Below are 24,245 nucleotides of genomic sequence, written 5' to 3' on the forward strand. Positions count from 1 at the left end.
CCCGCTTCTCGCTAAGTGGCGGACGGGTGCGCCGGCAGCGAGAAGTGTTCGGGCGCCACGGTCGGGCCGCTTGGTGACTGCGTCGCGAGTGGAGTCGTGATTCCCTCCGCGACCTCGGTGACGTTTCCGGTGAGCCGTTCGTAGTTGAGCGTCCCGTGTTGGAAGTTCTGCGTAATCTGTAGCGGCTCTTGGATCTCCGCGCTGGTGGGCAAGCCGAGCGGACCGCGTTCGTAGCTCAGCGACGCCCAGGCGTCGTAGATCGCGCCGGTGACGGGTTGGGCACCGGTTTCGGGTGACCAGTACATCGCACCCCGGGCGAACGTCACGTACCGCGCGTCACCCTCCGCGCTGTCTTCCGGGGACGTCGGCGCGCCCAGCACGCTGTTCATCCCGCCGATCGCCTGCCAGTGCTCATAGATCGCGCCGCCCTGCAGGGCCTTGATCAATTCCTCCGGCGGGTCGTTGAAATGCGATGCGACGTCGCGCACTTCGTCCATCAGCGCGTAGGCGGCGTTGCCCGGGCAATCGGTGTTGCCGACGTCGCGGTGGGTGAAGATGGTCGGCAGCGTCGCCACCGAACCCGCCGCGAAGGTGGTGTAGTGACTTCCCGCCGATTCCAGCTGCACCGTGCCCTTCGGATCGACGCCGTCCAGGCCCAGCCGCCAGCCGAGGAGCCGGCCCACCGTGCGCAGCTGGATGGGCGTCGGCGGTACGTCGTCGAAATTCCCGATCATCGCCAGACCCCAGGTGTTGCGGTTGAACCCGCCGGTGTGGAAGGCCTCGACCGCTTTGGTGAGCCCCCCGGCGCTGCCCTCGAAGACCTGGCCGTACTTGTCGACCAGGGCGTTGTAGGCGATGTCGCACCAGCCCAGGGTCTTGCTGTGATACGTGTAGATGGCCTTGACGATCCCGGCTGATTCCAGCGGCGAGTAGTCGTTGCTGCCCGCGGTGTGGTGCACGACGGCCGCGCGAATCCCGTTGTCGTACTGCGGGCTGCCGCATCGCAGCGACTCGTCGGCGCCCCATTCCGCCCGGCTGATGATCGCGGGCGCCTGGCCTGGCATCAAGACCCCCGACGGCGGAGTCCATTGCTTCCTCGCCGGCGATTGCGGCGGGGAGATGAGGATCGCGGAGATGTTCTGCCCGAAAGGTTGTTCCCGCGACGCCGGCTTGTAGCCGAGACCGGCGTCAGTGGTGGGTGCGGGCGGTCCCTGGGTCACCGGGGCATCGATCGGACGGGTGACCGCGATCTGGACGGTCGTCGTGCTGCCGACGAACACCGGGTCGGTGCCCCGGGGTCCCTCGAGTGACCCGGCCGCCGTCACCCCGTCGGGCGCCGCGGTCTCGTACTCGGTCTGATACCAGGGCCCCCACGAGCCGTCGGGGTGTTTCGCCCGCACCCGGGTCGACGTGCCGGCGAGGTCGCCGGTGAGGGCCACCAGTGAAAACGGGGCGGCCTGGCTGATCTCGCGAACCGTGACGCCGCCACCGAGCCCGATCAGCGGCTGTTCGGCCAACTGGGTGTCGTGGGCGGGTGGGGGGCCGATGGTCCCGCGCTCGTGGGTGGTGTCCGCCACCCAGGACACGATGACGACCGTCGCCGCGATGGCGGTGAGCAGCGTCGTCGGCCCGCGACTGGGAGGCACCAGGTGATGTTACTTGTGTTTCTAGTGTTAATGATGAGGCGACACGACCTGGGCGGCGGGAAACTGCACAAAATCGACGGCACCGCAGAAACAATCTGCGGTGCCGTCTGGGTTGGAGGTTCCCCGGAGGTCTAGACGGGAGGCAGGGCCGGTGCCGCGGCCGCGGCGGCCGGCAATGCTCCGGCGGCGCCCGCGGCGGCCGGCAGGGCACCCGCGGCGGCACCCGGCAGGACGCCCGCGGCACCCGGCAGGGCACCGGCGGCACCCGGGAGAGCGCCCGCGGCGCCCTGCTGCATGCCTTGCGTGATCGCCGGCATCACCAAGCCCTTGAGCAGGTCGATGGCCTGACCGGCACCCAGCTGGTTGGCCGCCTGCATGACGTCGTTGACCAGGCCACCACTGCCACCGGAGCTCCCGCTGCCGCCGCCGAGTCCGGTGCCGCCGAGGGGCGAACTGGGCCCGAAGGAGGACGGGTCGCCGAGGATCGGGTAGGTGCCGTCGGCGCCGGGGTCCAAGCTGGCGGGAGCGGTGATCGGCACTTCGCCCGCAGCCGTCGGGCTAGTGAGGCCCGGTGTGACCCCGGCCGGGCTGGTCAGCCCGGGGTTGGAAAGCGCAGGGTTGAGTCCCGCGCCCGGGGTCGCCACCCCGGCGCCCGGTGTGGTCGGCAGCGCACCCGTCGCGGTCAGGCCCGGCGTCGCAGGTGTCAGGCCCGGGCTCGTCAGGCCGGGGCTCGTCAAACCGGGACTGGTCAAACCGGGGCTGGTAAGTCCCGGGCTGGTCAGGCCGGGGCTCGTCAGACCGGGGCTGGTGAGCCCCGGTGTCCCCAGGCCCGGCGTCCCCAGGCCCGGCGTGCCCAGGCCGGGGCTGGTCAGGCCCGGAGTGCCGGCCGCGCCCCCGCCGAGAGCGGGCACCGGCGGCAGGTTGATGCCGAATTGCGACAACCCCTGCGACAGCGCGCCCATCAGCTCCCCGGGCAGGTCGGTCATCACGGCCGCCTGCTTGAAGTCGTGGTGCTCGGCCGGCTTGCTGCCGGCGGTCGATTCGTAGACAAGGAAGTATGCGCAAGGACTCGCCACTGCCACGGCGGCGACCGCGCTCATGGCTGTCGAAAGCTTGCGTCGGCGTCGGTTCGGCACGGAAGTCTCCTCAATCTGGACAACTCAATCTCAACTTGTTGTGTCGGTGCGCTCCGCCGTCCTTCCTGGCGAGATCCACACAGAATCGATGGTACGAGTGAGATTCTTGTGACTAGAGTGGTGATATTGAATCGTGAGGTAATTGCGACCCCGACTGTGATCGCCGCGGTCGAAGCGCCCTGACGGGCCGTCATCGGGCCGAACGCCGATTGCGGGCCTCGCCAAATGGGTTAGGCCCACGCGGTCGGATACCCTAAGCAACCGATGACCGCTCGATTCGATCTCCTCGTCGTCGGCTCCGGATTCTTCGGCCTGACCATCGCCGAGCGCGTGGCTACCCAACTCGGGAAGCGCGTGCTCGTCGTGGAACGCCGCCCGCACATCGGCGGCAACGCCTATTCAGAGGCCGAGCCGCAGACCGGCATCGAGGTCCACAAATACGGTGCCCACCTGTTCCACACCTCCAATAAGCGGGTCTGGGACTACGTGCGGCAGTTCACCGACTTCACCGACTACCGGCACCGGGTGTTCGCCATGCACAACGGGCAGGCCTACCAGTTCCCGATGGGCCTGGGGCTGGTGTCGCAGTTCTTCGGCAGGTACTTCTCTCCGGAGGAGGCCCGCCGTCTGATCGCGGAGCAGGCCGCCGAGATCAAGACCGAGGACGCGCAGAACCTCGAGGAGAAGGCGATCTCGCTGATCGGTCGGCCGCTCTACGAGGCGTTCGTCAAGGGCTACACCGCCAAGCAGTGGCAGACCGATCCCAAGGAACTGCCGGCCGCCAACATCACCCGGCTGCCGGTGCGGTACACCTTCGACAACCGGTACTTCAGCGACACCTACGAGGGCCTGCCGGTCGACGGGTACACCGCCTGGCTGCAGAACATGGCCGCCGACGACCGCATCGAGGTCAGGCTGAACACCGACTGGTTCGACGTCCGGGACCAACTGCGTGCGGAGTCGCCGTCGGCCCCGGTGGTCTACACCGGCCCGCTGGACCGCTACTTCGACTACTGCGAAGGGCGGCTCGGCTGGCGCACACTGGATTTCGAGTTGGAGGTGCTGCCGATCGGGGATTTCCAGGGCACGCCGGTGATGAACTACAACGACCTCGAGGTCCCGTACACCCGCATCCACGAGTTCCGCCACTTCCACACCGAGCGCGACTACCCGACCGACAAGACGGTGATCATGCGAGAGTTCTCGCGGTTCGCCGAAGGCGACGACGAGCCCTACTATCCGATCAACACCGAGGCCGACCGCGCGCTGCTGGCCGCCTACCGGGCGCGAGCGAAGGCCGAAACCTCCTCAGCGAAGGTGCTTTTCGGTGGCCGGCTGGGCACCTACCAATACCTGGATATGCACATGGCGATTGCCAGCGCACTGAACATGTACGACAACACCCTCGCGCCGCACCTGCGCGACGGTAAAGCTCTAGTGGAGGAAGGCGCGGGGGGATGACTGCGGTAAGCCTGCTTTCCAGAATCATCCTGCCGCGTCCGGGCGAGCCGCTCGACGTGCGCAAGCTGTATCTCGAGGAATCGACCACCAACGCCCGGCGCGCCCACGCGACCAGCCGCACCTCACTGGAGATCGGCAAAGAGTCCGAGGTGTCGTTCGCCACGTACTTCAACGCCTTCCCGGCCAGCTACTGGCGCCGCTGGTCGATCTGCACGTCGGTTGCGTTGCGGGTCGAGCTGACCGGGACCGGGCGCATCGACGTGTACCGCACCAAGTCCACCGGGGTGCGAATCTCCATGGAGGGCCGCCAATTCGTCGGCACCGAAGATCAGCCGGCCGTCGTCGAGATCGAGGTTCCACTCAAGCCGTTCGAGGACGGCGGCTGGATTTGGTTCGACATCACCACCGACACCGCGGTCACCCTGGTGAGCGGTGGTTGGTATGCGACCGAGCCCGCCCCGGGCACGGCCAACATCGCCGTCGGCATCCCCACCTTCAATCGACCCGCAGACTGCGTCAACGCGCTGGCCGACCTCACCGCAGATCCCTTGGTGGACGCCGTGATCGGCGCGGTCATCGTCCCGGACCAGGGCGTCCGCAAGGTGCGCGATCACCCGGACTTCCCGGCGGCGGCGGCCGGCCTGGGCGACCGGCTGTCCATTCACGACCAGCCCAACCTCGGTGGTTCCGGCGGCTACAGCCGCGTCATGTACGAAGCGCTGAAGAACACCGACTGTCAGCAGATCTTGTTCATGGACGACGACATCCGCATCGAGCCCGACACCATCCTGCGGGTGCTCGCGCTGCACCGCTTCGCCAAGGTGCCGATGCTCATCGGCGGCCAGATGCTCAACCTGCAGGAGCCGTCGCACCTGCACATCATGGGCGAGGTGGTCAACCAGGCGAACTTCATGTGGACCGCCGCGCCGCACGCCGAGTACGACCACGACTTCGCGGAATTCCCGTTGAACGACAAGAACGCTCGCAGCGCGCTGCTGCACCGACGCATCGACGTCGACTTCAACGGATGGTGGACGTGCATGATTCCGCGGCAAGTCGCCGAGGAGCTGGGCCAGCCCCTGCCGCTGTTCATCAAGTGGGACGACGCCGAATACGGCCTGCGCGCGGGCGAACACGGGTATCCGACCGTCACGCTGCCCGGCGCGGCGATCTGGCACATGGCCTGGAGCGACAAGGACGACGCGATCGACTGGCAGGCCTACTTCCATCTGCGCAACCGGCTGGTGGTGGCGGCGATGCACTGGAACGGTGATGTGTCGGGTCTGGTCCGCAGTCACCTCAAGGCGACCCTGAAACACCTTGCCTGCCTTGAGTATTCGACGGTGGCGATCCAGAACAAGGCCATCGACGACTTCCTGGCCGGCCCCGAGCACATCTTCTCGATCCTGGAATCCGCGCTGCCCGAGGTGCACCGGCTGCGCAAGGAATACCCCGACGCCGTCGTGCTGCCCGCGGCCAGCGAACTGCCGCCGCCATCGCACAAGACGAAGGCGATGAAGCCGCCGGTGAACCCGCTGTCGATCGGGTACCGGCTTGCCCGCGGCATCGCGCACAACGCCACCAGGGCCGACCCCGAAGCCCACCAGCGCCCGGAGTTCAACGTGCCGACGCAGGACGCCCGCTGGTTCCGGTTGTGCACGGTCGACGGCGTCACCGTGACGACGGCCGACGGGTGCGGGGTGGTCTACCGGCAGCGCGATCGGCGCAAGATGTTCGAGCTGTTGTTCGCCTCGCTGCGCCGGCAGCGCCGGCTGGTGAGCCGCTTCGACGAGATGCGCAAGACGTACCGGGACGCGTTGCCGTTGCTGTCCAGCAAGCAGAAGTGGGAGACGGCGCTGCTACCCGCGCACGCCGAGCGCGAGCATGCCTGACGTCCCTCCTTCGACGCCCCCGACGGGCGAGGTGGCCGCGTTGGTGGCCGTGCAGTCCGCGCTGGCCGGCCGCCCCGCAGTGCTGGCTGCGGCGCGGGGGCTGTCCCATTTCGGCGAGCACAGCATCGGCTGGCTGGCCGTGGCGGCGGTGGGCGCGGTGCTGATGCCGAAGCGCAGCTGGGATTGGCTGGTGGCCGGGGCCGGCGCGTTCGCCGCCCACGCGGCCGCCGTACTGGTCAAGCGGGTGGTTAGACGCAAGCGGCCGCACGATCCGGCGGTCGTGGTGAACGTCGGGACCCCGAGCCAGCTCAGTTTCCCGTCGGCGCACGCGACTTCGACGACGGCCGCGGCCATCCTGATGGGCCGGATCACCGGGCTGCCGTTGCCCGCCCTGCTGGTGCCCCCGATGGCGTTGTCGCGGATGCTGCTGGGGGTGCACTATCCCAGCGACGTGGCCTGTGGCATCGCCCTCGGCGCCGTCGTCGCGCGAACAACCGTTCGGCTGCAGGGCCGGGCGCGGGAGGTCTGGGCGAATGAGTGAGGACGTGGTGACCGGGCCGTCGGGCAACCTGGTGGTGGGCGTGGTCAAGGCGATCCGCCCACGGCAGTGGGTGAAGAACGTCCTGGTGCTGGCTGCGCCGCTGGCCGCGTTGGGCGGCCCCGTGCACTACCAGTACCGCGACGTGCTGGACAAGGCCTACCCGGCCCTGGGTGCGTTCGTGGCGTTCTGTCTCGCCGCGTCGTCGATCTACCTGGTCAACGACGCGCGCGACGTGGAAGCCGACCGGGAACACCCCACCAAGAGGTTCCGCCCGATCGCCGCGGGCGTGGTTCCGGAGTGGCTGGCCTACGCGCTGGCGGCGGTGCTGGGAATCGCCTCGCTGGCCATCGGCTGGTGGATCACACCGAATCTGGCGTTGGTGATCGCCGTCTACCTCGCGATGCAACTGGCCTACTGCTATGGCCTCAAACACCAAGCGGTGATGGACATCTGCATCGTGTCGTCGGCTTATCTGCTGCGTGCCATCGCCGGCGGCGCGGCCACCGACATCCGCCTGACCCAGTGGTTCCTGCTGGTGATGGCGTTCGGATCGCTGTTCATGGTGGCCGGCAAGCGCTACGCCGAGCTGCAACTGGCCGAGCGTACCGGGGCCAAGATCCGCAAGGCGCTGGAAAACTACACGAGCACCTATCTGCGGTTCGTCTGGACGCTGTCGGCGACCGCGCTGGTCGTCTGCTACGGCCTGTGGGCGTTCGACCGGGAACGCGGCGCGGCGGGCTGGTTCGTGGTTTCGATGGTCCCGTTCACGATCGCCATCCTGCGCTATGCGGTCGACGTGGACGGCGGGCTGGCGGGGGAGCCCGAGGACATCGCGCTCCGCGACCGGGTCTTGCAGCTGCTGGCGGTGGCGTGGATCGCGACAGTCGGAGCCGCTGTTGCCTTCGGCTAGCCCCGAACTGCAGGCCCTCAAAGCGCGCATGATGCGCAGCCGGCCGGTCGTCAGGCGGTTGGGCTGGCCGGTGTTCCCGTACACAATGCTGGTCCGGGTCAGCCTGTGGATCAGCGTGGCGGTGGTCGCCGTCCTGTTCGCCTGGGGCGCGTGGCAGCGGCGCTGGATCGCCGACGACGGGCTGATCGTGTTGCGCACGGTGCGCAACCTGCTCGCCGGCAATGGCCCGGTCTTCAACCAGGGCGAGCGGGTCGAGGCCAACACGTCGACCGCCTGGACCTACCTGATGTACGTCGGCAGCTGGGTCGGCGGGCCGATGCGCATGGAATACGTCGCGCTGGCACTGGCGCTCACGCTCTCGGTGGCGGGCGTTGCGCTGCTCATGCTCGGGGCCGCCCGGCTGTATGCGCCCAGCCTGCGCGGTCGCAGGGCCGTCATGCTGCCCGCCGGCGCGCTGGTCTACGTCGCCCTGCCGCCCGCGCGTGACTTCGCCACCTCCGGTCTGGAGACCGGACTGACGCTGGCCTACCTCGGGTTGCTGTGGTGGATGATGGTCTGCTGGGCCCAGCCGGTGCGAAACCGCCCCGACCGCAGGATTTTCCTCGGTGCGTTGGCGTTCGTGGCCGGCTTCAGCGTCCTGGTCCGGCCCGACCTGGCGCTGATGGGTGGGCTGGCGCTGATCATGATGCTGGTCGCCGCGCGGACGTGGCGCCGCCGGGTGCTGGTCGTGGTCGCCGGGGGATTGCTGCCGGTCGGGTACGAGATCTTCCGGATGGGTTACTACGGCCTGCTGGTGCCCGGCACCGCCCTGGCCAAGGACGCCGCCGGGGACAAGTGGTCCCAGGGGTTGATCTACCTCTCCAACTTCGATGCGCCCTATGCGGTGTGGGTGCCGGTGGTGCTGCTGGTGCCGCTGGGCGTGCTGCTGCTGGCCGCGCGCCGCCGGCCGTCGTTCCTGCGCCCCATGCTGGCACCCGACTACGGCCGGGTGGCCCGGGCGGTCCAAAGCCCGCCGGCCGTCGTGGCCTTCGTGCTGGTGAGCGGGCTGGTGCAGGCGCTCTACTGGATCAGGCAGGGCGGCGACTTCATGCACGGGCGGGTGCTGCTGGCGCCGTTGTTTTGTCTGCTGGCCCCGGTGGCCGTCATCCCGGTGGCCATACCGGACGGCCAGGACTATTCACGCGAGACGGGGTATTGGGTGGCCGGCGCGGCCGGGGCGCTGTGGCTGAGCGTGGCTGGCTGGTCGCTGTGGGCGGCGAACTCGCCGGGGATGGGCGACGACGCCACCCACGTCACCTATACCGGGATCGTCGACGAGCGCCGCTTCTACGCACAGGCCACCGGGCACGCCCATCCCCTGACCGCCGCCGACTACCTGGGGTATCCGCGGATGGCGGCCATCCTGACCGCGCTCGACAACACCCCGGACGGCGCGTTACTGCTGCCCTCGGGAAATTACATCCAGTGGGACCTGGTGCCGATGCTTAAGCCGCCGCCGGGCAGCACCGACAAGTCCCTCGAAAAGCCGCAGCACACAGTGTTTTTCACCAACCTCGGCATGGTGGGCATGAACGTCGGGCTCGATGTCAGGGTGATCGACCAGATCGGATTGGCGAATCCGCTTGCGCAGCACACGGAACGGTTGAAACACGGCCGGATCGGACACGACAAGAACCTCTTCCCGGATTGGGCGATCGCCGACGGGCCGTGGGTGAAGGTCCCTCCCGGGATCCCGGGATACCTGGACCAGCAGTGGGTCGCGGAGGCGGTCGCGGCCCTGCAGTGCCCCGAGACCAAGGCGGTGCTGAGCTCGGTGCGCGCACCGATGACCCCGCACCGATTTTTCTCCAACCTGCTGCATTCCTATGAATTCACCAAGTACCGGATCGATCGGGTCCCGCGCTACGAGCTCGCCAGGTGCGGGTTACCCCTGCCCGCAGAGGCGCCGCCGCCGCCCCGCGAGTAAGCCGCGCGCAGAAGAATTTTCGACCAATTTCGAAATGATCACGACCGGCGGCCGGTGAAAAATTGCCAGCAACTTCACATTTGGGTCTTTACCAGCTGGCAATGGAGCTCGAGCACATGCGAAAACGCCGCCAAATTGGTCGGTGTTTGGCCTGGAAATCACTGGGTACCGAAGCGCGAGCGGCGCTTTGCAGGCCCGCCTCGATGCGACCCTCGGGGTGAAGGTGTGGTTGACTACACGAGCACTGCTGCGCGGAGATCGTATGCAGTACGACCCAAATCATGGACGCGTCCGGATTTACGGGCGCGCCGAAAGGATGAGGAAGCAAGGATGACGCTTGTCGACAGGTTTCGCGGCGCCGTGGCCGGTATGCCGCGGCGGCTCGTGGTGGCGGCCGCCGGCGCGGCCCTGCTCTCGGGCCTGATTGGCGCCGTGGGGGGCTCGGCGACCGCTGGTGCCTTCTCGCGCCCCGGTCTGCCCGTGGAATACCTGCAGGTTCCCTCCGCCGGAATGGGGCGGGACATCAAGGTGCAGTTCGAAAGCGGCGGCGCCAACTCGCCCGCGCTGTACCTGCTCGACGGGATGCGCGCGCAGGACGACTTCAACGGCTGGGACATCAACACCCCGGCGTTCGAGTGGTACAACCAGTCGGGCATCTCGACGGTCATGCCGGTCGGCGGTCAGTCCAGCTTCTACTCCGACTGGTACAAGCCCGCCTGCGGTAAGGCCGGCTGCGTGACCTACAAGTGGGAGACCTTCCTGACCAGCGAGCTGCCGGAGTACCTGTCGGCGCAGAAGCAGGTCAAGCCGACCGGCAGCGCCGTGGTCGGGCTGTCGATGGCCGGGTCGTCCGCGCTGATCCTCGCCGCCTACCACCCGCAGCAGTTCGTCTACGCGGGTTCGCTGTCCGCGCTGCTGGACCCCTCCCAGGGCATGGGCCCGTCGTTGATCGGCCTGGCCATGGGCGACGCCGGTGGCTACAAGGCCGCCGACATGTGGGGCCCCAAGGAGGACCCCGCCTGGGCGCGCAACGACCCGACGCTGCAGGTGGGCAAGCTGGTCGCCAACAACACCCGGATCTGGGTGTACTGCGGTAACGGCAAGCCGTCCGACCTCGGTGGCGACAACCTGCCGGCGAAGTTCCTCGAGGGCTTCGTGCGGACCAGCAACCTGAAGTTCCAGGACGCCTACAACGCCGCCGGTGGTCACAACGCGGTGTGGAACTTCGACGCCAACGGCACCCACGACTGGCCCTACTGGGGCGCGCAGTTGCAGGCCATGAAGCCTGACCTGCAGTCGGTGCTGGGTGCCACGCCGGGCGCCGGTCCCGCGACCGCCGCCGCTGCCGCCGGGAACGGCCAGGGCGCTCAGGGCGGCCAGGGCACCTAAACCCAAACAGATCGCCACTAGCGGCGGGGACCCCTCGGGGTTCCCGCCGTTAGTCGTCTTGGTGTGTGACTTGTTTCACTACCCCGCGGGCGGGGGAACTACGGCGCTGGCTAGTGTGCAGACAGCGACTAGACGATGGAGGGTGGAGATGAGGGTCGTGCGGGGTATGTCGGCGCTTCTTCGGGTGTTCTCCGTGGCGGCGTTCTCGGTCGGGTTGATCGCTGTGACCGTGACGGGCGGGCCCGCCGGGAAGGCGCGGGCGGCCGGTTACGAGAGCCTGATGGTGCCGTCGGCGGCGATGGGTCGCGACATCCCGGTGGCCTTCCTGGCGGGCGGTCCGCACGCGGTCTATCTGCTGGACGCCTTCAACGCCGCCCCGGACGTCAGCAACTGGGTCACCGCGGGCAACGCGATGAACACGCTCGGCGGCAAGGGGATCTCGGTGGTGGCGCCCGCCGGTGGGGCGTGGAGCATGTACACCAACTGGGAGCAGGACGGCAGCAAGCAGTGGGACACCTTCCTGTCCAGCGAGCTGCCCAACTGGCTGGCCGCCAACAAGGGCCTGGCACCCGGCGGCCACGCGGCCGTCGGCGCCTCGCAGGGTGGTTACGGCGCGATGGCGCTGGCAGCCTTCCACCCCGACCGCTTCGGCTTCGCCGGGTCATTGTCGGGATTCCTGTACCCGTCGAGCACCAACTACAACGGCGCGATCCTGGCCGGCCTGCAGCAGTACGGCGGCGTGGACGGCAACGGGATGTGGGGCGCCCCGCAGCTGGGCCGGTGGAAGTGGCACGACCCGTACGTGCACGCCTCGCTGTTGGCGCAGAACAACACCCGCGTGTGGGTCTACAGCCCGACGAACATGGGCGGTGACGACGCCGCCATGATCGGTCAGGCGGGCGCGGCGATGGGCAGCTCCCGCGAGTTCTACCAGCAGTACCGCAGCAACGGCGGGCACAACGGCCACTTCGACTTCCCGGGCGGCGGCGACAACGGCTGGGGCTCGTGGTCGGGGCAACTGGGAGCCATGTCCGGCGACATCGTCGGCGCCATTCGCTAGCGGTGATCGCGAGCGCGGCGTGGCCGGGCGAAGCGGGTCGCCGCCAAATTCGGTAGCGGATCGCCGCCGTTCGCGGCCGCGCTGGCCGGGTCGCCGGAGCCGGTACCGTGTAGGGGGTGCAGCAGGGGTCGGGAGGACCGCTTGGCTGCGATCCACCGACTCTGCTAGCGGGAGAACATGGCCACCAACGCCCGGCGCAAGCGCCACCGAGCCCTCGCCTGGACCGCCGCCTTGGCGATGGCGGGCGTGGTGTTGTTGGTCATCGTGCTGGTGGTGGTCTTGCTGCGCGGCCACGAGGCGCCGCCCAGCGCGGTGCCGCCCGGCGTGCTGCCTCCACCGTCGACGACCACCCACCCCCACAAACCCCGGCCGGCTTCACAGGACGCGTCCTGTCCCGATGTCCTACTGGTCAACGTCCCCGGCACCTGGGAGTCGGCCCCGCAGGACAATCCGGTCAACCCCATGCAATTCCCCAACGCTTTGCTGCACAAGGTGACCGAGGCGATAACCCAGCAGTTTCCCCCGTCCCGGGTGCAGGAGTACACCACGCCCTACACCGCGCAGTTCCACAACCCGCTGAGCGGTGACACCCAGATGTCCTACAACGAGAGCCGCGCCGAGGGCACCCGCGCGACAGTCCAGGCGATGACCGACATGAACGCCAAGTGCCCATTGACCAGTTACGTGTTGATGGGCTTCTCGCAGGGCGCGGTGATCGCCGGTGACATCGCCAGCGACATCGGCAACGGCCGCGGGCCCGTGGACGACGACCTCGTGCTCGGTGTGACGTTGATCGCCGACGGCCGCCGCCAGCCCGGAGTGGGCAAGGACGTCGGGCCGAACCCGCCGGGGGAGGGCGCCGAGGTGACGCTGCACGAGGTGCCCGTCCTGTCCGGGCTGGGTCTGACCATGACCGGAGCGCGGCCCGGCGGGTTCGGGGCGCTCGACAGCAAGACCAACGAGATCTGCGCACAGGGCGACCTCATCTGCGCGGCCCCGGAAGAGGCGTTCAGCGTGGCCAACCTGCCCAACACGCTCAACACCCTGGCCGGCGGTGCCGGGCAGCCCGTCCACGCGCTGTACGCGACGACGCAGTTCTGGAACCTGGACGGCCAGCCGGCGACCGATTGGACGTTGAATTGGGCGCAGGGACTGATCGCCAACGCCCCGCATCCCAAACATGGATGACCCGGACGCGGGACACAGCCGTCAGGAGCCCGTTGCCGGTGCAGATCAGCGGTACCTTGTGATTTGGTGTGCCGCGGGCCGCCCCTTAACATTAAGAGGAATTTAAGAGCTATAACACTTTTTTGCGGACCCGGTCCTGGTAGCAGCCCAGGGATGACCAGGAGGCCGGCGCCGGTGGCGCCGCGCGAGGACTGGTCCGCGTAGAGATGGAAGCCGTCGGCGTGGCCGACCAGAACAAAAAACGCCGGCGTAGCGCCGGCCTAAAACAGGTGTGACAGGAGAGCGGAATGCCGTACCACAACCCGTTCATCGTGAATGGAAAGATCAGGTTCCCCGACAACACCAACCTGGTCAAGCACGTTGAGAAGTGGGCAAGGGTTCGCGGCGACAAGCTGGCCTATCGGTTCCTCGACTTCTCCACCGAGCGCGACGGCGTCGCGCGCGACATCGTCTGGCGCGATTTCAGCGCCCGCAACCGGGCCGTCGGCGCCCGGCTGCAGCAGGTCACCCAGCCCGGGGACCGCATCGCCATCCTGTGCCCGCAGAACCTGGACTACCTCATCGCCTTCTTCGGCGCGCTCTACGCCGGGCGGATCGCGGTGCCGCTGTTCGACCCGGGCGAGCCGGGCCACGTCGGCCGTCTGCACGCGGTGCTCGACGACTGCACCCCCTCGACGATCCTGACCACCACCGAGGCCGCCGAAGGCGTCCGCAAGTTCATCCGCGCCCGTTCGGCCAAGGAGCGGCCCCGCGTCATCGCCGTCGACGCGGTGCCCAACGAGGTGGCCGCCACCTGGGTCGAGCCGGAGGCCGACGAGAACACCATCGCCTACCTGCAGTACACGTCCGGCTCCACGCGCACCCCGACCGGTGTCGAGATCACCCACCTGAACCTGCCGACCAACGTGCTGCAGGTCCTCAACGGGCTGGAAGGCAAGGAGGGTGACCGCGGCCTGTCCTGGCTGCCGTTCTTCCACGACATGGGTCTGATCACGGCGCTGCTGTCACCGGTGATCGGCCACAACTTCACCTTCATGACGCCGGCCGCGTTCGTGCGCCGGCCCGGCCGGTGGATCCGGGAGATGGCGCGCAAGCCCGAGGACGCCCCGGACAGCGAGGTCATCACCGTCGCGCCGAACTTCGCGTTCGAGCATGCCGCGGTGCGCGGGGTGCCCAAGGAGGGTGAGCCGCCGCTGGACCTGAGCAACGTCAAGGCCATCCTCAACGGCAGCGAGCCGGTCTCCCCGGCGTCCATGCGCAAGTTCTACGAGGCGTTCGCGCCCTACGGCCTGCGCGAAACCGCGATCAAGCCGTCCTACGGGCTGGCCGAGGCGACGCTCTTCGTCTCCACTACGCCCATGGACCAGGCGCCGACGGTCATCTACGTGGATCGCGACGAGCTGAACAAGCAACGCTTCGTCGAGGTGCCCGCCGACGCGCCGAACGCCGTCGCGCAGGTCTCCGCGGGCGTCATCGGCGTCGACGAGTGGGCCGTCATCGTCGACCCCGACACGGCCAGCGAGCTGCCCGACGGGCAGATCGGCGAGATCTGGCTGCACGGCAAGAACCTGGGGCTCGGCTACTGGGGCAAGGAGGCGGAGACCCAGGAGACCTTCCGCAACATCCTCAAGTCGCGCGTCAGCAAGTCGCACGCCGAGGGAGCCGAGGACGACGGGCTGTGGGTGCGCACCGGCGACTACGGCACGTACCACAACGGGCACCTCTATATCGCCGGCCGCATCAAGGACCTGGTCATCATCGACGGCCGCAATCACTACCCGCAGGACCTGGAGTACTCGGCGCAGGAGGCCAGCAAGGCCCTGCGCACCGGCTACGTGGCCGCGTTCTCCGTCCCGGCCAACGAGCTGCCCCAGGTGGTGTTCGACAACCCGCACACCGGCCTCAAATACGACCCCGAGGACGGCTCCGAGCAGCTGGTGATCGTCGCCGAGCGCGCCCCGGGCACGCACAAGCTCGACTACCAACCCATCGCCGACGAGATCCGCGCGGCCATCGCCGTGCGGCACGGGGTCACCATCCGCGACCTGCTGCTGGTGCAGGCCGGGACCATTCCGCGTACCTCGAGCGGCAAGATCGGGCGTCGCGCGTGCCGCGCCGCCTACCTCGACGGCAGCCTGCGCAGCGGCGTCGGTTCGCCGACCGCCTTTGCCAGCTCCACAGACTGAATTCACGAAAAATATGGCTGAGACTGATCACTCCGAGAACCCAGAGAACACCGGCGGCGACGTCCCCGCCAAGAAGGCCGACATGACGGTCCCCGAGATGCGCGAGTGGTTGCGCAACTGGGTGGGCAGGGCCGTTGGGCGCTCACCGGACGACATCGACGAGTCGGTGCCGATGGTGGAACTGGGGCTGTCGTCGCGCGACGCCGTGGCGATGGCCGCCGACATCGAGGACATGACCGGTGTCACCCTGTCGGTCGCGGTGGCCTTCCAGCATCCGACCATCGAGTCGTTGGCGACGCGGATCATCGAGGGCGAGCCCGAAGTGGACACCAGCTCCGACGACGTCTCGGACTGGACGCGCAACGGCCCCGCCGAGCGGGTCGACATCGCGATCGTCGGCCTGTCCACCCGGTTGCCCGGGGACATGAACACCCCCGACCAGACGTGGCAGGCGCTGATGGAGGGCCGCGACGCCATCACCGACCTGCCGGAAGGCCGCTGGGCGGAGTTCCTCGAGGAACCGAGGCTGGCCGAGCGGATGGCGAAGGCCCGCACCCGCGGCGGCTACCTGAAGGACATCAAGGGCTTCGACTCCGAGTTCTTCGCGGTCGCCAAGACCGAGGCCGACAACATCGACCCGCAGCAGCGGATGGCGCTGGAGCTGACCTGGGAGGCGCTCGAACACGCCCGCATCCCCGCGTCCAGCCTGCGCGGCGAGTCCGTCGGCGTGTACGTCGGCGTCTCCAACAACGACTACAGCTTCCTGGCGGTGTCCGACCCGACGGTCGCGCACCCCTACGCGATCACCGGCACCGCGACGTCGATCATCGCCAACCGGGTCTCCTATTTCTACGACTTCCGCGGCCCGTCGGTCGCGGTCGACACCGCGTGCTCGAGCTCGCTGGTCGCCATGCACCAGGCCGTCCAGGCGCTGCGCAACCGCGAGGCCGACGTCGCGGTCGCCGGCGGCGTCAACGCCCTGGTCACGCCCGTGGTGACGCTCGGTTTCGACGAGATCGGCCAGGTGCTGTCGCCCGACGGCCGGATCAAGTCGTTCTCCTCGGACGCCGACGGCTACACGCGCTCCGAGGGCGGCGGCATGCTGGTGCTCAAGCGGGTCGACGACGCCCGCCGCGACGGCGACCAGATCCTGGCCGTGATCGCCGGCAGCGCGGTCAACCACGACGGCCGGTCCAACGGCCTGATCGCCCCCAACCAGGACGCGCAGGCCGACGTGCTGCGCCGCGCCTACAAGGATGCCGGCATCGACCCGCGCACCGTCGACTACATCGAGGCGCACGGCACCGGAACCGTCCTGGGTGACCCGATCGAGGCCGAGGCGCTGGGCCGCGTCGTCGGCCGTGGCCGCCCCGCCGACCGCCCGGCCCTGCTGGGTGCGGTGAAAACCAATGTGGGCCATCTGGAGTCGGCGGCCGGCGCGGCCAGCATGGCCAAGGTGGTGCTGGCGCTGCAGCACGACAAGCTGCCGCCGTCGATCAACTTCGCCGGTCCCAGCCCCTACATCGACTTCGACGCGATGCGCCTGAAGGTGATCGACCAGCCCACCGACTGGCCGCGGTACGGCGGCTACGCACTGGCCGGGGTGTCCAGCTTCGGTTTCGGCGGGGCCAACGCGCACCTGGTGGTGCGCGAGGTCCTGCCCCGCGACGTGATCGAGCGTGAGCCCGAGCCCGAGTCGAAGGTCACCGCCGAGGCGGCCTCGGAAGCCGCTGAGCCCCCCACCATGGAAGCCCACGCGCTGCGCTTCGACGACTTCGGCAACATCATCCCCGACGCCGAAGTGCCCGAGGAGGAAGAGCCCGAACTGCCGGGCGTCACCGACGAGGCGTTGCGGCTCAAGGAGATCGCGCTGGAGGAGCTGGCGGCGCAGGAGGCCGCGGAGCCCACCAAGCCCCTGATCCCGCTGGTCGTGTCGGCGTTCTTGACCTCCCGCAAGAAGGCCGCCGCCGCCGAGCTCGCGGACTGGATGGAAAGCCCCGAGGGACAGGCGTCGTCGCTGGAATCGATCGGGCGGGCGCTGTCGCGGCGCAACCACGGCCGCTCGCGCGCGGTGGTGCTGGCCCACGACCACGAGGAGGCCGTCAAGGGCCTGCGCGCGGTGGCCGAGGGCAAGCAGCGGCCGGGCGTGTTCAGCGTCGACGGGCCGGTGACCAACGGGCCGGTGTGGGTGCTGGCCGGCTTCGGCGCGCAGCACCGCAAGATGGGCAAGAGCCTGTACCTGCGCAACGCGGTCTTCGCCGAGTGGATCGAGAAGGTCGACGCGCTGATCCAGGACGAGCTGGGCTACTCGGTGCTCGAGCTGATCCTCGACGACTCGCAGGACTACGGCATCGAGACCACCCAGGTCACCATCTTCGCGATCCAGATCGCCCTCGGCGAGCTGCTCAAGCACCACGGGGCCAAGCCCGCCGCGGTGGTCGGGCAGTCGTTGGGCGAGGCCGCGTCGGCCTACTTCGCCGGCGGGCTGTCGCTGCGCGACGCCACCCGGACCATCTGCTCGCGCTCGCACCTGATGGGTGAGGGCGAGGCGATGCTGTTCGGCGAGTACATCCGGCTGATGGCGCTGGTGGAGTACTCCGCCGACGAGATCAAGACGGTGTTCTCCGACTTCCCGGATCTGGAGGTGTGCGTCTACGCCGCCCCCACCCAGACCGTCATCGGCGGCCCGCCCGAGCAGGTGGACGCGATCATCGCCCGCGCCGAATCCGAGGGCAAGTTCGCCCGCAAGTTCCAGACCAAGGGCGCCAGCCACACCCAGCAGATGGACCCGCTGCTCGGGGAGCTCGCCGCCGAACTGCAGGGCATCAAACCGATGAGCCCGACGGTCGGGATCTACTCGACCGTGCACGAGGGCACCTACATCAAGCCCGGCGGCGAGCCGATCCACGACGTCGACTACTGGAAGAAGGGGCTGCGCCACAGCGTCTACTTCACCCACGGCGTCCGCAACGCCGTCGACAGCGGCCACACCACCTTCCTCGAGCTGGCGCCCAACCCGGTGGCGCTGATGCAGGTGGGCCTGACCACGGCCGCGGCCGGGCTGCACGACGCGCAGCTGATCCCGACGCTGGCCCGCAAGCAGGACGAGGTCGAGTCGATGATCTCGACCATGGCGCAGCTCTACGTCTACGGCCACGAGCTGGACATCTGGACGCTGTTCAGCCGCGCTTCGGGACCGGCAGGCCCCGAGGATTTTGCGAACATCCCGCCGACGAGGTTCAAGCGCAAGGAGCACTGGCTGGACGTGCACTTCGCGCACGGCAGCAGCTCGGTGCTGATGCCGGGTAACCACGTCGCGCTGCCGGACGGCCGCCACGTGTGGGAGTACAACCCCCGCGGCCTGACGGACCTGCCCGCCCTGGTGAAAGCCGCTGCGGCCGAGGTGCTTCCGGACGCGCAGCTGGCCGCGGCCGAGCAGCGCGCGGTTCCGGGTGAGGGCGCCCGCCTGGTGACGACCCTGACCCGGCACCCCGGCGGTGCTTCGGTGCAGGTGCACGCCCGCATCGACGAGTCCTTCACGCTGGTGTACGACGCGCTGGTCACCCGCGGCGGCGAGGCGGGCGTCGCCCTGCCGGCCGCGGTCGGGGCGGGCGCGGCCATCACGGCCGCCTCTAACGGGGCGGCAGCCGCGCTTGAGGCACCCGCCGACGAGGCCGGAGCCGAAACCCTGACGGACAGCCTGACCAACCGGTACTTCTCGGCCAGCATGGGCAAATGGTCGCCGGACTCGGGCGAGACCATCGGCGAGCGCCTGGGCCTGATCGTCGGCTCGGCCATGGGTTACGAACCCGAGGACCTGCCGTGGGAGGTGCCGCTGATCGAGCTCGGCCTGGACTCGCTGATGGCGGTGCGGATCAAGAACCGCGTCGAGTACGACTTCGACCTGCCGCCCATCCAGTTGGCCGCGGTTCGCGACGCCAACCTCTACAACATCGAGGAGCTGATCAAGTACGCGGTCGAGCACCGCGACGAGGTCGAGCAGCTGCACGAGCACCAGAAGACGCTTACGCCCGAGGAGATCGCCAAAGAGCAGGCCCAGCTGCTCAGCGGGGCAACGCCGGCAACGGCGGCCGCACCCGCGCCGGACCCGCTGGGGGCACCTCCCGCTCGCGGGGGAGCCGAGCCCGAAACTCAGCCCGCGCCGCCGGCGTCCGACGCGACGGTCCCGCCGCCGCCGACGGATCCGTCCGGCCCGAAGGGGGCGGCGACCAACGGCGCGAAGCCCGATCTCGCGGGGGCGCTCAGCCAGGAGGCGGTGTCCAGGGCGCTGAATTCCGATGTGCCGCCGCGTGATGCGGCCGAGCGGGTCACCTTCGCCACGTGGGCGATCGTCACAGGCAAGTCGCCGGGCGGCATCTTCAACCCGCTGCCCAAGCTCGACGAGGACACCGCGGCCAAGATGGCGCAGCGGCTTTCCGAGCGCGCCGACGGCACCGTCAGCGCCGAGGACGTCCTGACGTCGGACACCATCGAGGCGCTGGCCGAGAAGGTCCGCCAGTACCTGGAGGCCGGCCAGATCGACGGCTTCGTCCGCACCCTGCGGGCGCGCCCCGAGGGCAGCTCGAAACCCGCGGTGTTCGTGTTCCACCCCGCCGGCGGTTCAACGGTGGTCTACGAGCCGCTGCTGAACCGGCTGCCCGCGGACACGCCGATGTACGGGTTCGAGCGCGTGGAGGGCACCGTCCAGGAACGGGCCGCCCAGTACGTGCCGAAGCTGTTGGAGATGAACGCGGGCAAGCCGTTCATCCTGGCCGGCTGGTCGCTCGGCGGCGCGCTGGCGTACGCGTGCGCGATCGGCTTGAAGCGCGCGGGTGAAGACGTGCGCTTCGTCGGGATGATCGACACCGTGCGCGCCGGCGAGGAGATCCCCCAGACGCAGGAGGAGACCCGCAAGCGCTGGGACCGGTACGCGAAGTTCGCCGAGCGCACCTTCAACGTCGAGATTCCGGCGATCCCCTACGAGCAGCTCGAAGAGCTCGACGACGAGGGCCAGGTCCAGTTCGTGCTGGACATCGTCCAGCAGAGCGGCGTGCAGATCCCGGGCGGCATCGTCGAGCACCAGCGGACGTCCTACCTGGACAACCGGGCGCTCGAGACCGTGCAGATCGAGCCGTACGACGGCCACGTGACCCTGTACATGGCCGATCGCTACCACGACGACGTGATCGAGTTCGAGCCGCGATATGCGGTCCGCCAGCCCGACGGCGGCTGGGGCGAATACGTGGCCGACCTCGAGGTGGTACCCATCGGCGGCGAGCACATCCAGGCCATCGACGAACCGATTATCGGCAAGGTCGGTGCTCACCTCTCCGACGTGCTGAATAAGGTGGAGGCCGAAACCAGTCAGACGAGTGAGGTGGGCAAGTAGTGACGGAGATGGCGCCAGCTCCCAGTCAGCACACCACCGCCGAGAAGCTGGCCGAGCTCTACGCTCGCCTGGAACTGGCCAAGGAGCCCGGCGGCGAGAAGGCCGTCGCCAAGCGTGACAAGAAGGGCATCCCCAGCGCCCGCGCCCGCATCCACGCGCTGGTCGACCCGGGCACCTTCATGGAGGTCGGGGCGTTGGCCAAGACGCCGAACGACCCGAACGCGCTCTACGGCGACGGCTGCGTCACCGGGCACGCGATGATCGACGGCCGGCCGGTGGGGGTGTTCTCCCACGATCAGACCGTGTTCCAGGGCACGGTCGGCGAGATGTTCGGCCGCAAGGTGGCCCGGCTGATGGAGTGGTGCGCAATGGTCGCCTGCCCCATCATCGGCATCCAGGACTCCGGCGGGGCCCGCATCCAGGACGCCGTCACGTCGCTGGCGTGGTACGCCGAGCTCGGCCGCCGCCACGAGGCGCTGTCCGGGCTGGTGCCGCAGATCTCCCTCATCTTCGGCAAATGCGCTGGCGGAGCGGTCTATTCGCCGATCCAGGACGACCTGCTCGTCTCGGTGCGTGACCAGGGCTACTTCTTCGTCACCGGCCCCGACGTGATCAAGGAGGTCACCGGCGAGGAGGTCACCCTCGACGAGCTGGGCGGCTCCGACGCGCAGGCCCGCTACGGCAACATCCACCAGGTGGTGGACTCCGAGGCCGAGGCTTTCCAGTACGTGCGCGACTTCCTGTCGTTCCTGCCGTCGAGCACCTTCGGCCAGCCGCCGATCGTCAACCCCGGGCTGGAGCCGGAGATCACCCCGACCGACCTGGAGCTCGACGCGATCGTGCCGGACTCCGACAACGCGGCCTACGACATGCACGAGATCCTGTTGCGCATCTTCGACGACGGGGACTTCCTCGACGTCGCCGCGCAGCACGGCCCGGCCATCATCACCGGCTACGCGCGTGTCGACGGCCACCCGGTGGGGGTGATCGCCAACCAGCCCATGTACATGTCGGGGGCGATCGACAACGAGGCGTCCGACAAGGCGGCGCGGTTCGTCCGGTTCTGCGACGCGTTCAACATCCCGCTGGTCTTCGTGGTGGACACCCCGGGCTTCCTGCCGGGCGCCGAGGAGGAGAAGAGGGGCATCATCAAGCGCGGCGGCCGGTTCCTCTACTCGGTGGTCGAGGCCGACGTGCCGAAGGTGACCATCACCGTGCGCAAGTCCTACGGCGGCGCCTACGCGGTGATGGGGTCCCGGCAGCTGACCGCCGACTTCAACTTCGCCTGGCCCACCGCGCGCATCGCGGTGATCGGCGCCGAGGGGGCCGCGCAGCTGCTGATGAAGCGCTTCCCCGATCCGACCACGCCCGAGGCGCAGCAGATCAAGAAGGACTTCATCGAGGGCTACAACCTCAACATGGCGATCCCGTGGACCGCCGCGGAGCGCGGGTTCATCGACGCGGTCATCGACCCGCACGAGACCCGGCTGCTGCTGCGCAAGTCGCTGAAGCTGTTGCGGGACAAGCAGTTGTGGTTCCGCACGGCACGCAAGCATGGGTTGATCCCGGTCTAAGCGCGAGTACTAGTCGACCAGCGACTGGGTCCCCAGGACGATGGCGAGGGCGAGCCTCTCGGCATCCTCGGTGCCGGGTTCGGCGGTGTAGATCATGATGCGGATGTCGTCGGCGGCGACGATGAACGTGTCGCAGGCGAGCGCGATGTGGCCGACCTCGGGGTGGTCGATCACCTTGTGCCGGCCGAAGTCGTGGTGCGGCTGCGGCGCGCCGGCTTCCCAGAGTTCGACGAACCGCGGGCTGTGCTCGGCAAGTTCGCGGATCAGCGACTTCAACCGCTGGTCGGCGGGATAGCGGGCGGCGGTCAACCGCAGGTCGGCTACCAAGCCGGCCTCGAACTCGGCTCGCTCCCGGGGCGTGTGGATGGCTCGGGTGCCGGGGCCGATCAGGTTGCGCCAGAGGCTGTTTCGCTCGTTTCCCCGCCACGCCGTGGTCGGTCCCATCAGCGCGTCATACGGAGGGTTGGCGACCAGGAGTGTCCAGGTGGCGTCGTAGACGGCGACCGGCGTGTTCGCCAGGCGGTCCAGGATTCGCTGGACGCTGGGCGTTACCCGCGACGACACCATGTGCTGCCCGGGCGTGGCGTGCCCGGCCAGCCGGAAAAGCAATTCGCGCTCGGAGTCGGAGACGCGCAACGCACGAGCGAGGGCTTCGACGACCTGGATCGAGGGTGAAGTGGCCCGGCCCTGTTCGAGCCTGGTCAGGTAGTCCACCGAGATCCCGGCCATCGCCGCGAGCTCTTCGCGGCGCAGTCCCGCCGCTCGCCGGCGCCCGCCGACCGGGACGCCGACCGCGGCGGGCGCAACCCGGTCGCGCCACTGCCGCACCGTTCGCCCGAACCCCCACGTTTCCATCCCTCCACTGTGCGCGACGCCGGCGTCATGGGAAAGCGGTTGTCCTGGCCCTGCCAGTCCTACGAAAACGGGACGACTACCTGAATATCCGGCGAGGGCCAAGACTGCAACCATGAACGACATCGCTTCCGGAACCGTCTTGCTCACCGGGCCGACCGGCGGCCTGGGAAAGGCTGCGACGCTGGCCATTGCCCGTCGCCCCCCGTCCGATCGTCCCGATCTGCTACTGGTGGGCAGGCCGGGTCAGGCGCTGACCGCGGTGGCCGACGAGGCCAGGTCGGCGGGCGCGACCGTGCATGAAATCGCCTGTGACCTTGCGCGGCTTTCCGACGTGCGCAGCGCGGGCCGGATGGCCAAGGATCTCCTGCTGTCCGGCGCGGTGCGCCCGCTGCGCGGATTCGTGGCGAACGCCGGGCTCGGGTTTGCCGACACGCACAACGCGTCAGCCGACGGATACGAGCTGACCTTCGCCGTCAACTACCTGGCGCATGCGCAGCTCATCGGGGACCTCCTGGGCTCATTCTCCGTGCCGGCCCGGGTGGTGCTCGTCGGCTCGAACACCTATTACCAGAACGTGTTTCGCCGGTGGCTGCGCGTCCCGCCGGCGCGCTGGCGCGATCCGCTGGAGCTTTCCCGGCCCACCCCCGCGGACACGCCGTCGACATTCGAGCAATCCGGGATCGCCTATTCCAACTCGAAACTCGCGCTCCTGTATTACGCCCACGAACTGCAACGGCGCGCCCCCGCCGGAGTCAACGTGACGGTATTCGAGCCGGGCTTCATGCCGGGCACCGGGCTGAGCAGGGCCCAGGGCCCCGCGATGCAGCGGGTCGGGCGCGTCATCGAGCGAATCCCCGGGGTGTCCGCCCCGCGCCGGTCCGGCCCCGCGCTGGCATCGATCGTGCTCGACAGTCGGTGGGCGCATCTGCGCGACGGCGCGTTCGTCGTGAAAAATCAAGAGCGCCAGGTGGAACCGTTCGCGCAGGATCGTCAACGCGAAGCGCGGCTGTGGGAGGCCACCACCGGACTGCTCGACGCCGCCAAGTGACCGT

At 68.8% G+C, this 24,245-nt stretch carries 15 protein-coding genes; 12 read left to right on the forward strand and 3 right to left on the reverse strand.

All coding sequences use genetic code 11. The annotated features are described in order from the left end of the window. Nucleotides 1-11: 11 nt before the first annotated feature. Both AWC03_RS20095 and AWC03_RS20100 read right to left on the reverse strand, forming a co-directional pair. On the reverse strand, nt 12-1,646 hold the full coding sequence (locus tag AWC03_RS20095; protein WP_420845685.1) for an N-acetylmuramoyl-L-alanine amidase: 1,635 nt from the start codon (nt 1,644-1,646) through the stop codon (nt 12-14). Nucleotides 1,647-1,777: 131 nt separating this feature from the next. Next, nucleotides 1,778-2,782, reverse strand: a complete 1,005-nt coding sequence (locus tag AWC03_RS20100; protein ID WP_211279258.1) for a PirG — start codon at nt 2,780-2,782, stop codon at nt 1,778-1,780. Between the two features lie 264 nt (nt 2,783-3,046). Here AWC03_RS20100 and glf point away from each other — a divergent pair, with 264 nt between their 5' ends. The 11 genes from glf (at nt 3,047) to AWC03_RS20155 (ending at nt 22,338) form a co-directional block, all read left to right on the forward strand. Next, nucleotides 3,047-4,243, forward strand: a complete 1,197-nt coding sequence (glf, locus tag AWC03_RS20105; RefSeq protein WP_085242474.1) for a UDP-galactopyranose mutase — start codon at nt 3,047-3,049, stop codon at nt 4,241-4,243. Next, a complete protein-coding gene (locus AWC03_RS20110; protein ID WP_085242475.1) occupies nt 4,240-6,135 on the forward strand; it encodes a glycosyltransferase in 1,896 nt (631 codons plus the stop codon). The genes glf and AWC03_RS20110 overlap by 4 nt, the downstream gene beginning before the upstream one ends. Then, nucleotides 6,128-6,676: a phosphatase PAP2 family protein gene (locus tag AWC03_RS20115; protein WP_085242476.1), complete on the forward strand. Its 549-nt coding sequence runs from the start codon at nt 6,128-6,130 to the stop codon at nt 6,674-6,676. Before AWC03_RS20110 ends, AWC03_RS20115 begins: the two co-directional genes overlap by 8 nt. After that, complete coding sequence (locus AWC03_RS20120; protein WP_085242477.1) at nt 6,669-7,586, forward strand: decaprenyl-phosphate phosphoribosyltransferase; 918 nt, start codon at nt 6,669-6,671, stop codon at nt 7,584-7,586. The genes AWC03_RS20115 and AWC03_RS20120 overlap by 8 nt, the downstream gene beginning before the upstream one ends. Next, the gene (aftB, locus tag AWC03_RS20125) at nt 7,573-9,552 is read left to right on the forward strand and encodes a terminal beta-(1->2)-arabinofuranosyltransferase (RefSeq protein WP_276327148.1); all 1,980 of its coding nucleotides are present in this window, start codon (nt 7,573-7,575) and stop codon (nt 9,550-9,552) included. The genes AWC03_RS20120 and aftB overlap by 14 nt, the downstream gene beginning before the upstream one ends. Before the next feature lie 330 nt (nt 9,553-9,882). After that, nucleotides 9,883-10,941, forward strand: a complete 1,059-nt coding sequence (ag85A, locus tag AWC03_RS20130; protein WP_085242479.1) for a diacylglycerol acyltransferase/mycolyltransferase Ag85A — start codon at nt 9,883-9,885, stop codon at nt 10,939-10,941. A 157-nt stretch (nt 10,942-11,098) separates the two neighbouring features. Further along, nucleotides 11,099-12,001, forward strand: coding sequence for an esterase family protein (locus tag AWC03_RS20135; protein WP_085242546.1), 903 nt, complete (start codon nt 11,099-11,101; stop codon nt 11,999-12,001). Nucleotides 12,002-12,178: 177 nt separating this feature from the next. Then, on the forward strand, nt 12,179-13,189 hold the full coding sequence (gene culp6 / locus AWC03_RS20140) for a carboxylesterase Culp6 (protein ID WP_085242480.1): 1,011 nt from the start codon (nt 12,179-12,181) through the stop codon (nt 13,187-13,189). A gap of 287 nt (nt 13,190-13,476) precedes the next feature. Continuing rightward, nucleotides 13,477-15,375 (forward strand): long-chain-fatty-acid--AMP ligase FadD32, encoded by a 1,899-nt coding sequence (gene fadD32, locus AWC03_RS20145; protein ID WP_085242481.1) that lies wholly within the window; start codon nt 13,477-13,479, stop codon nt 15,373-15,375. A 13-nt stretch (nt 15,376-15,388) separates the two neighbouring features. Beyond that, a complete protein-coding gene (pks13, locus tag AWC03_RS20150; protein WP_085242482.1) occupies nt 15,389-20,764 on the forward strand; it encodes a polyketide synthase Pks13 in 5,376 nt (1,791 codons plus the stop codon). A gap of 8 nt (nt 20,765-20,772) precedes the next feature. After that, entirely contained in the window at nt 20,773-22,338 is a 1,566-nt protein-coding gene (locus tag AWC03_RS20155; RefSeq protein WP_142278446.1) for an acyl-CoA carboxylase subunit beta, read from the forward strand. 9 nt (nt 22,339-22,347) lie between these two features. On the opposite strand, the gene AWC03_RS20160 is transcribed toward AWC03_RS20155, so the two are convergent. Continuing rightward, a complete protein-coding gene (locus AWC03_RS20160) occupies nt 22,348-23,193 on the reverse strand; it encodes a helix-turn-helix transcriptional regulator (RefSeq protein WP_085242484.1) in 846 nt (281 codons plus the stop codon). Between the two features lie 112 nt (nt 23,194-23,305). Between AWC03_RS20160 and AWC03_RS20165 the strand changes: the two genes are divergently transcribed. Beyond that, on the forward strand, nt 23,306-24,241 hold the full coding sequence (locus tag AWC03_RS20165) for an SDR family NAD(P)-dependent oxidoreductase (protein ID WP_085242485.1): 936 nt from the start codon (nt 23,306-23,308) through the stop codon (nt 24,239-24,241). Nucleotides 24,242-24,245 lie beyond the last annotated feature (4 nt).

Origin of the sequence: Mycobacterium europaeum (assembly GCF_002102155.1) — a bacterium.
Classification (GTDB): Bacteria; Actinomycetota; Actinomycetes; order Mycobacteriales; family Mycobacteriaceae; genus Mycobacterium; species Mycobacterium europaeum.

Coding starts and splice junctions, on each gene's coding strand:
- AWC03_RS20110 (WP_085242475.1), top strand. CDS start 4,240: ATGACTGCGGTAAGCCTGCTTTCCAGAATCATCCTGCCGCGTCCGGGC.
- AWC03_RS20165 (WP_085242485.1), top strand. CDS start 23,306: ATGAACGACATCGCTTCCGGAACCGTCTTGCTCACCGGGCCGACCGGC.
- AWC03_RS20120 (WP_085242477.1), top strand. CDS start 6,669: ATGAGTGAGGACGTGGTGACCGGGCCGTCGGGCAACCTGGTGGTGGGC.
- AWC03_RS20160 (WP_085242484.1), bottom strand. CDS start 23,193: ATGGAAACGTGGGGGTTCGGGCGAACGGTGCGGCAGTGGCGCGACCGG.
- fadD32 (WP_085242481.1), top strand. CDS start 13,477: ATGCCGTACCACAACCCGTTCATCGTGAATGGAAAGATCAGGTTCCCC.
- pks13 (WP_085242482.1), top strand. CDS start 15,389: ATGGCTGAGACTGATCACTCCGAGAACCCAGAGAACACCGGCGGCGAC.
- culp6 (WP_085242480.1), top strand. CDS start 12,179: ATGGCCACCAACGCCCGGCGCAAGCGCCACCGAGCCCTCGCCTGGACC.
- ag85A (WP_085242479.1), top strand. CDS start 9,883: ATGACGCTTGTCGACAGGTTTCGCGGCGCCGTGGCCGGTATGCCGCGG.
- AWC03_RS20155 (WP_142278446.1), top strand. CDS start 20,773: ATGGCGCCAGCTCCCAGTCAGCACACCACCGCCGAGAAGCTGGCCGAG.
- AWC03_RS20115 (WP_085242476.1), top strand. CDS start 6,128: ATGCCTGACGTCCCTCCTTCGACGCCCCCGACGGGCGAGGTGGCCGCG.
- glf (WP_085242474.1), top strand. CDS start 3,047: ATGACCGCTCGATTCGATCTCCTCGTCGTCGGCTCCGGATTCTTCGGC.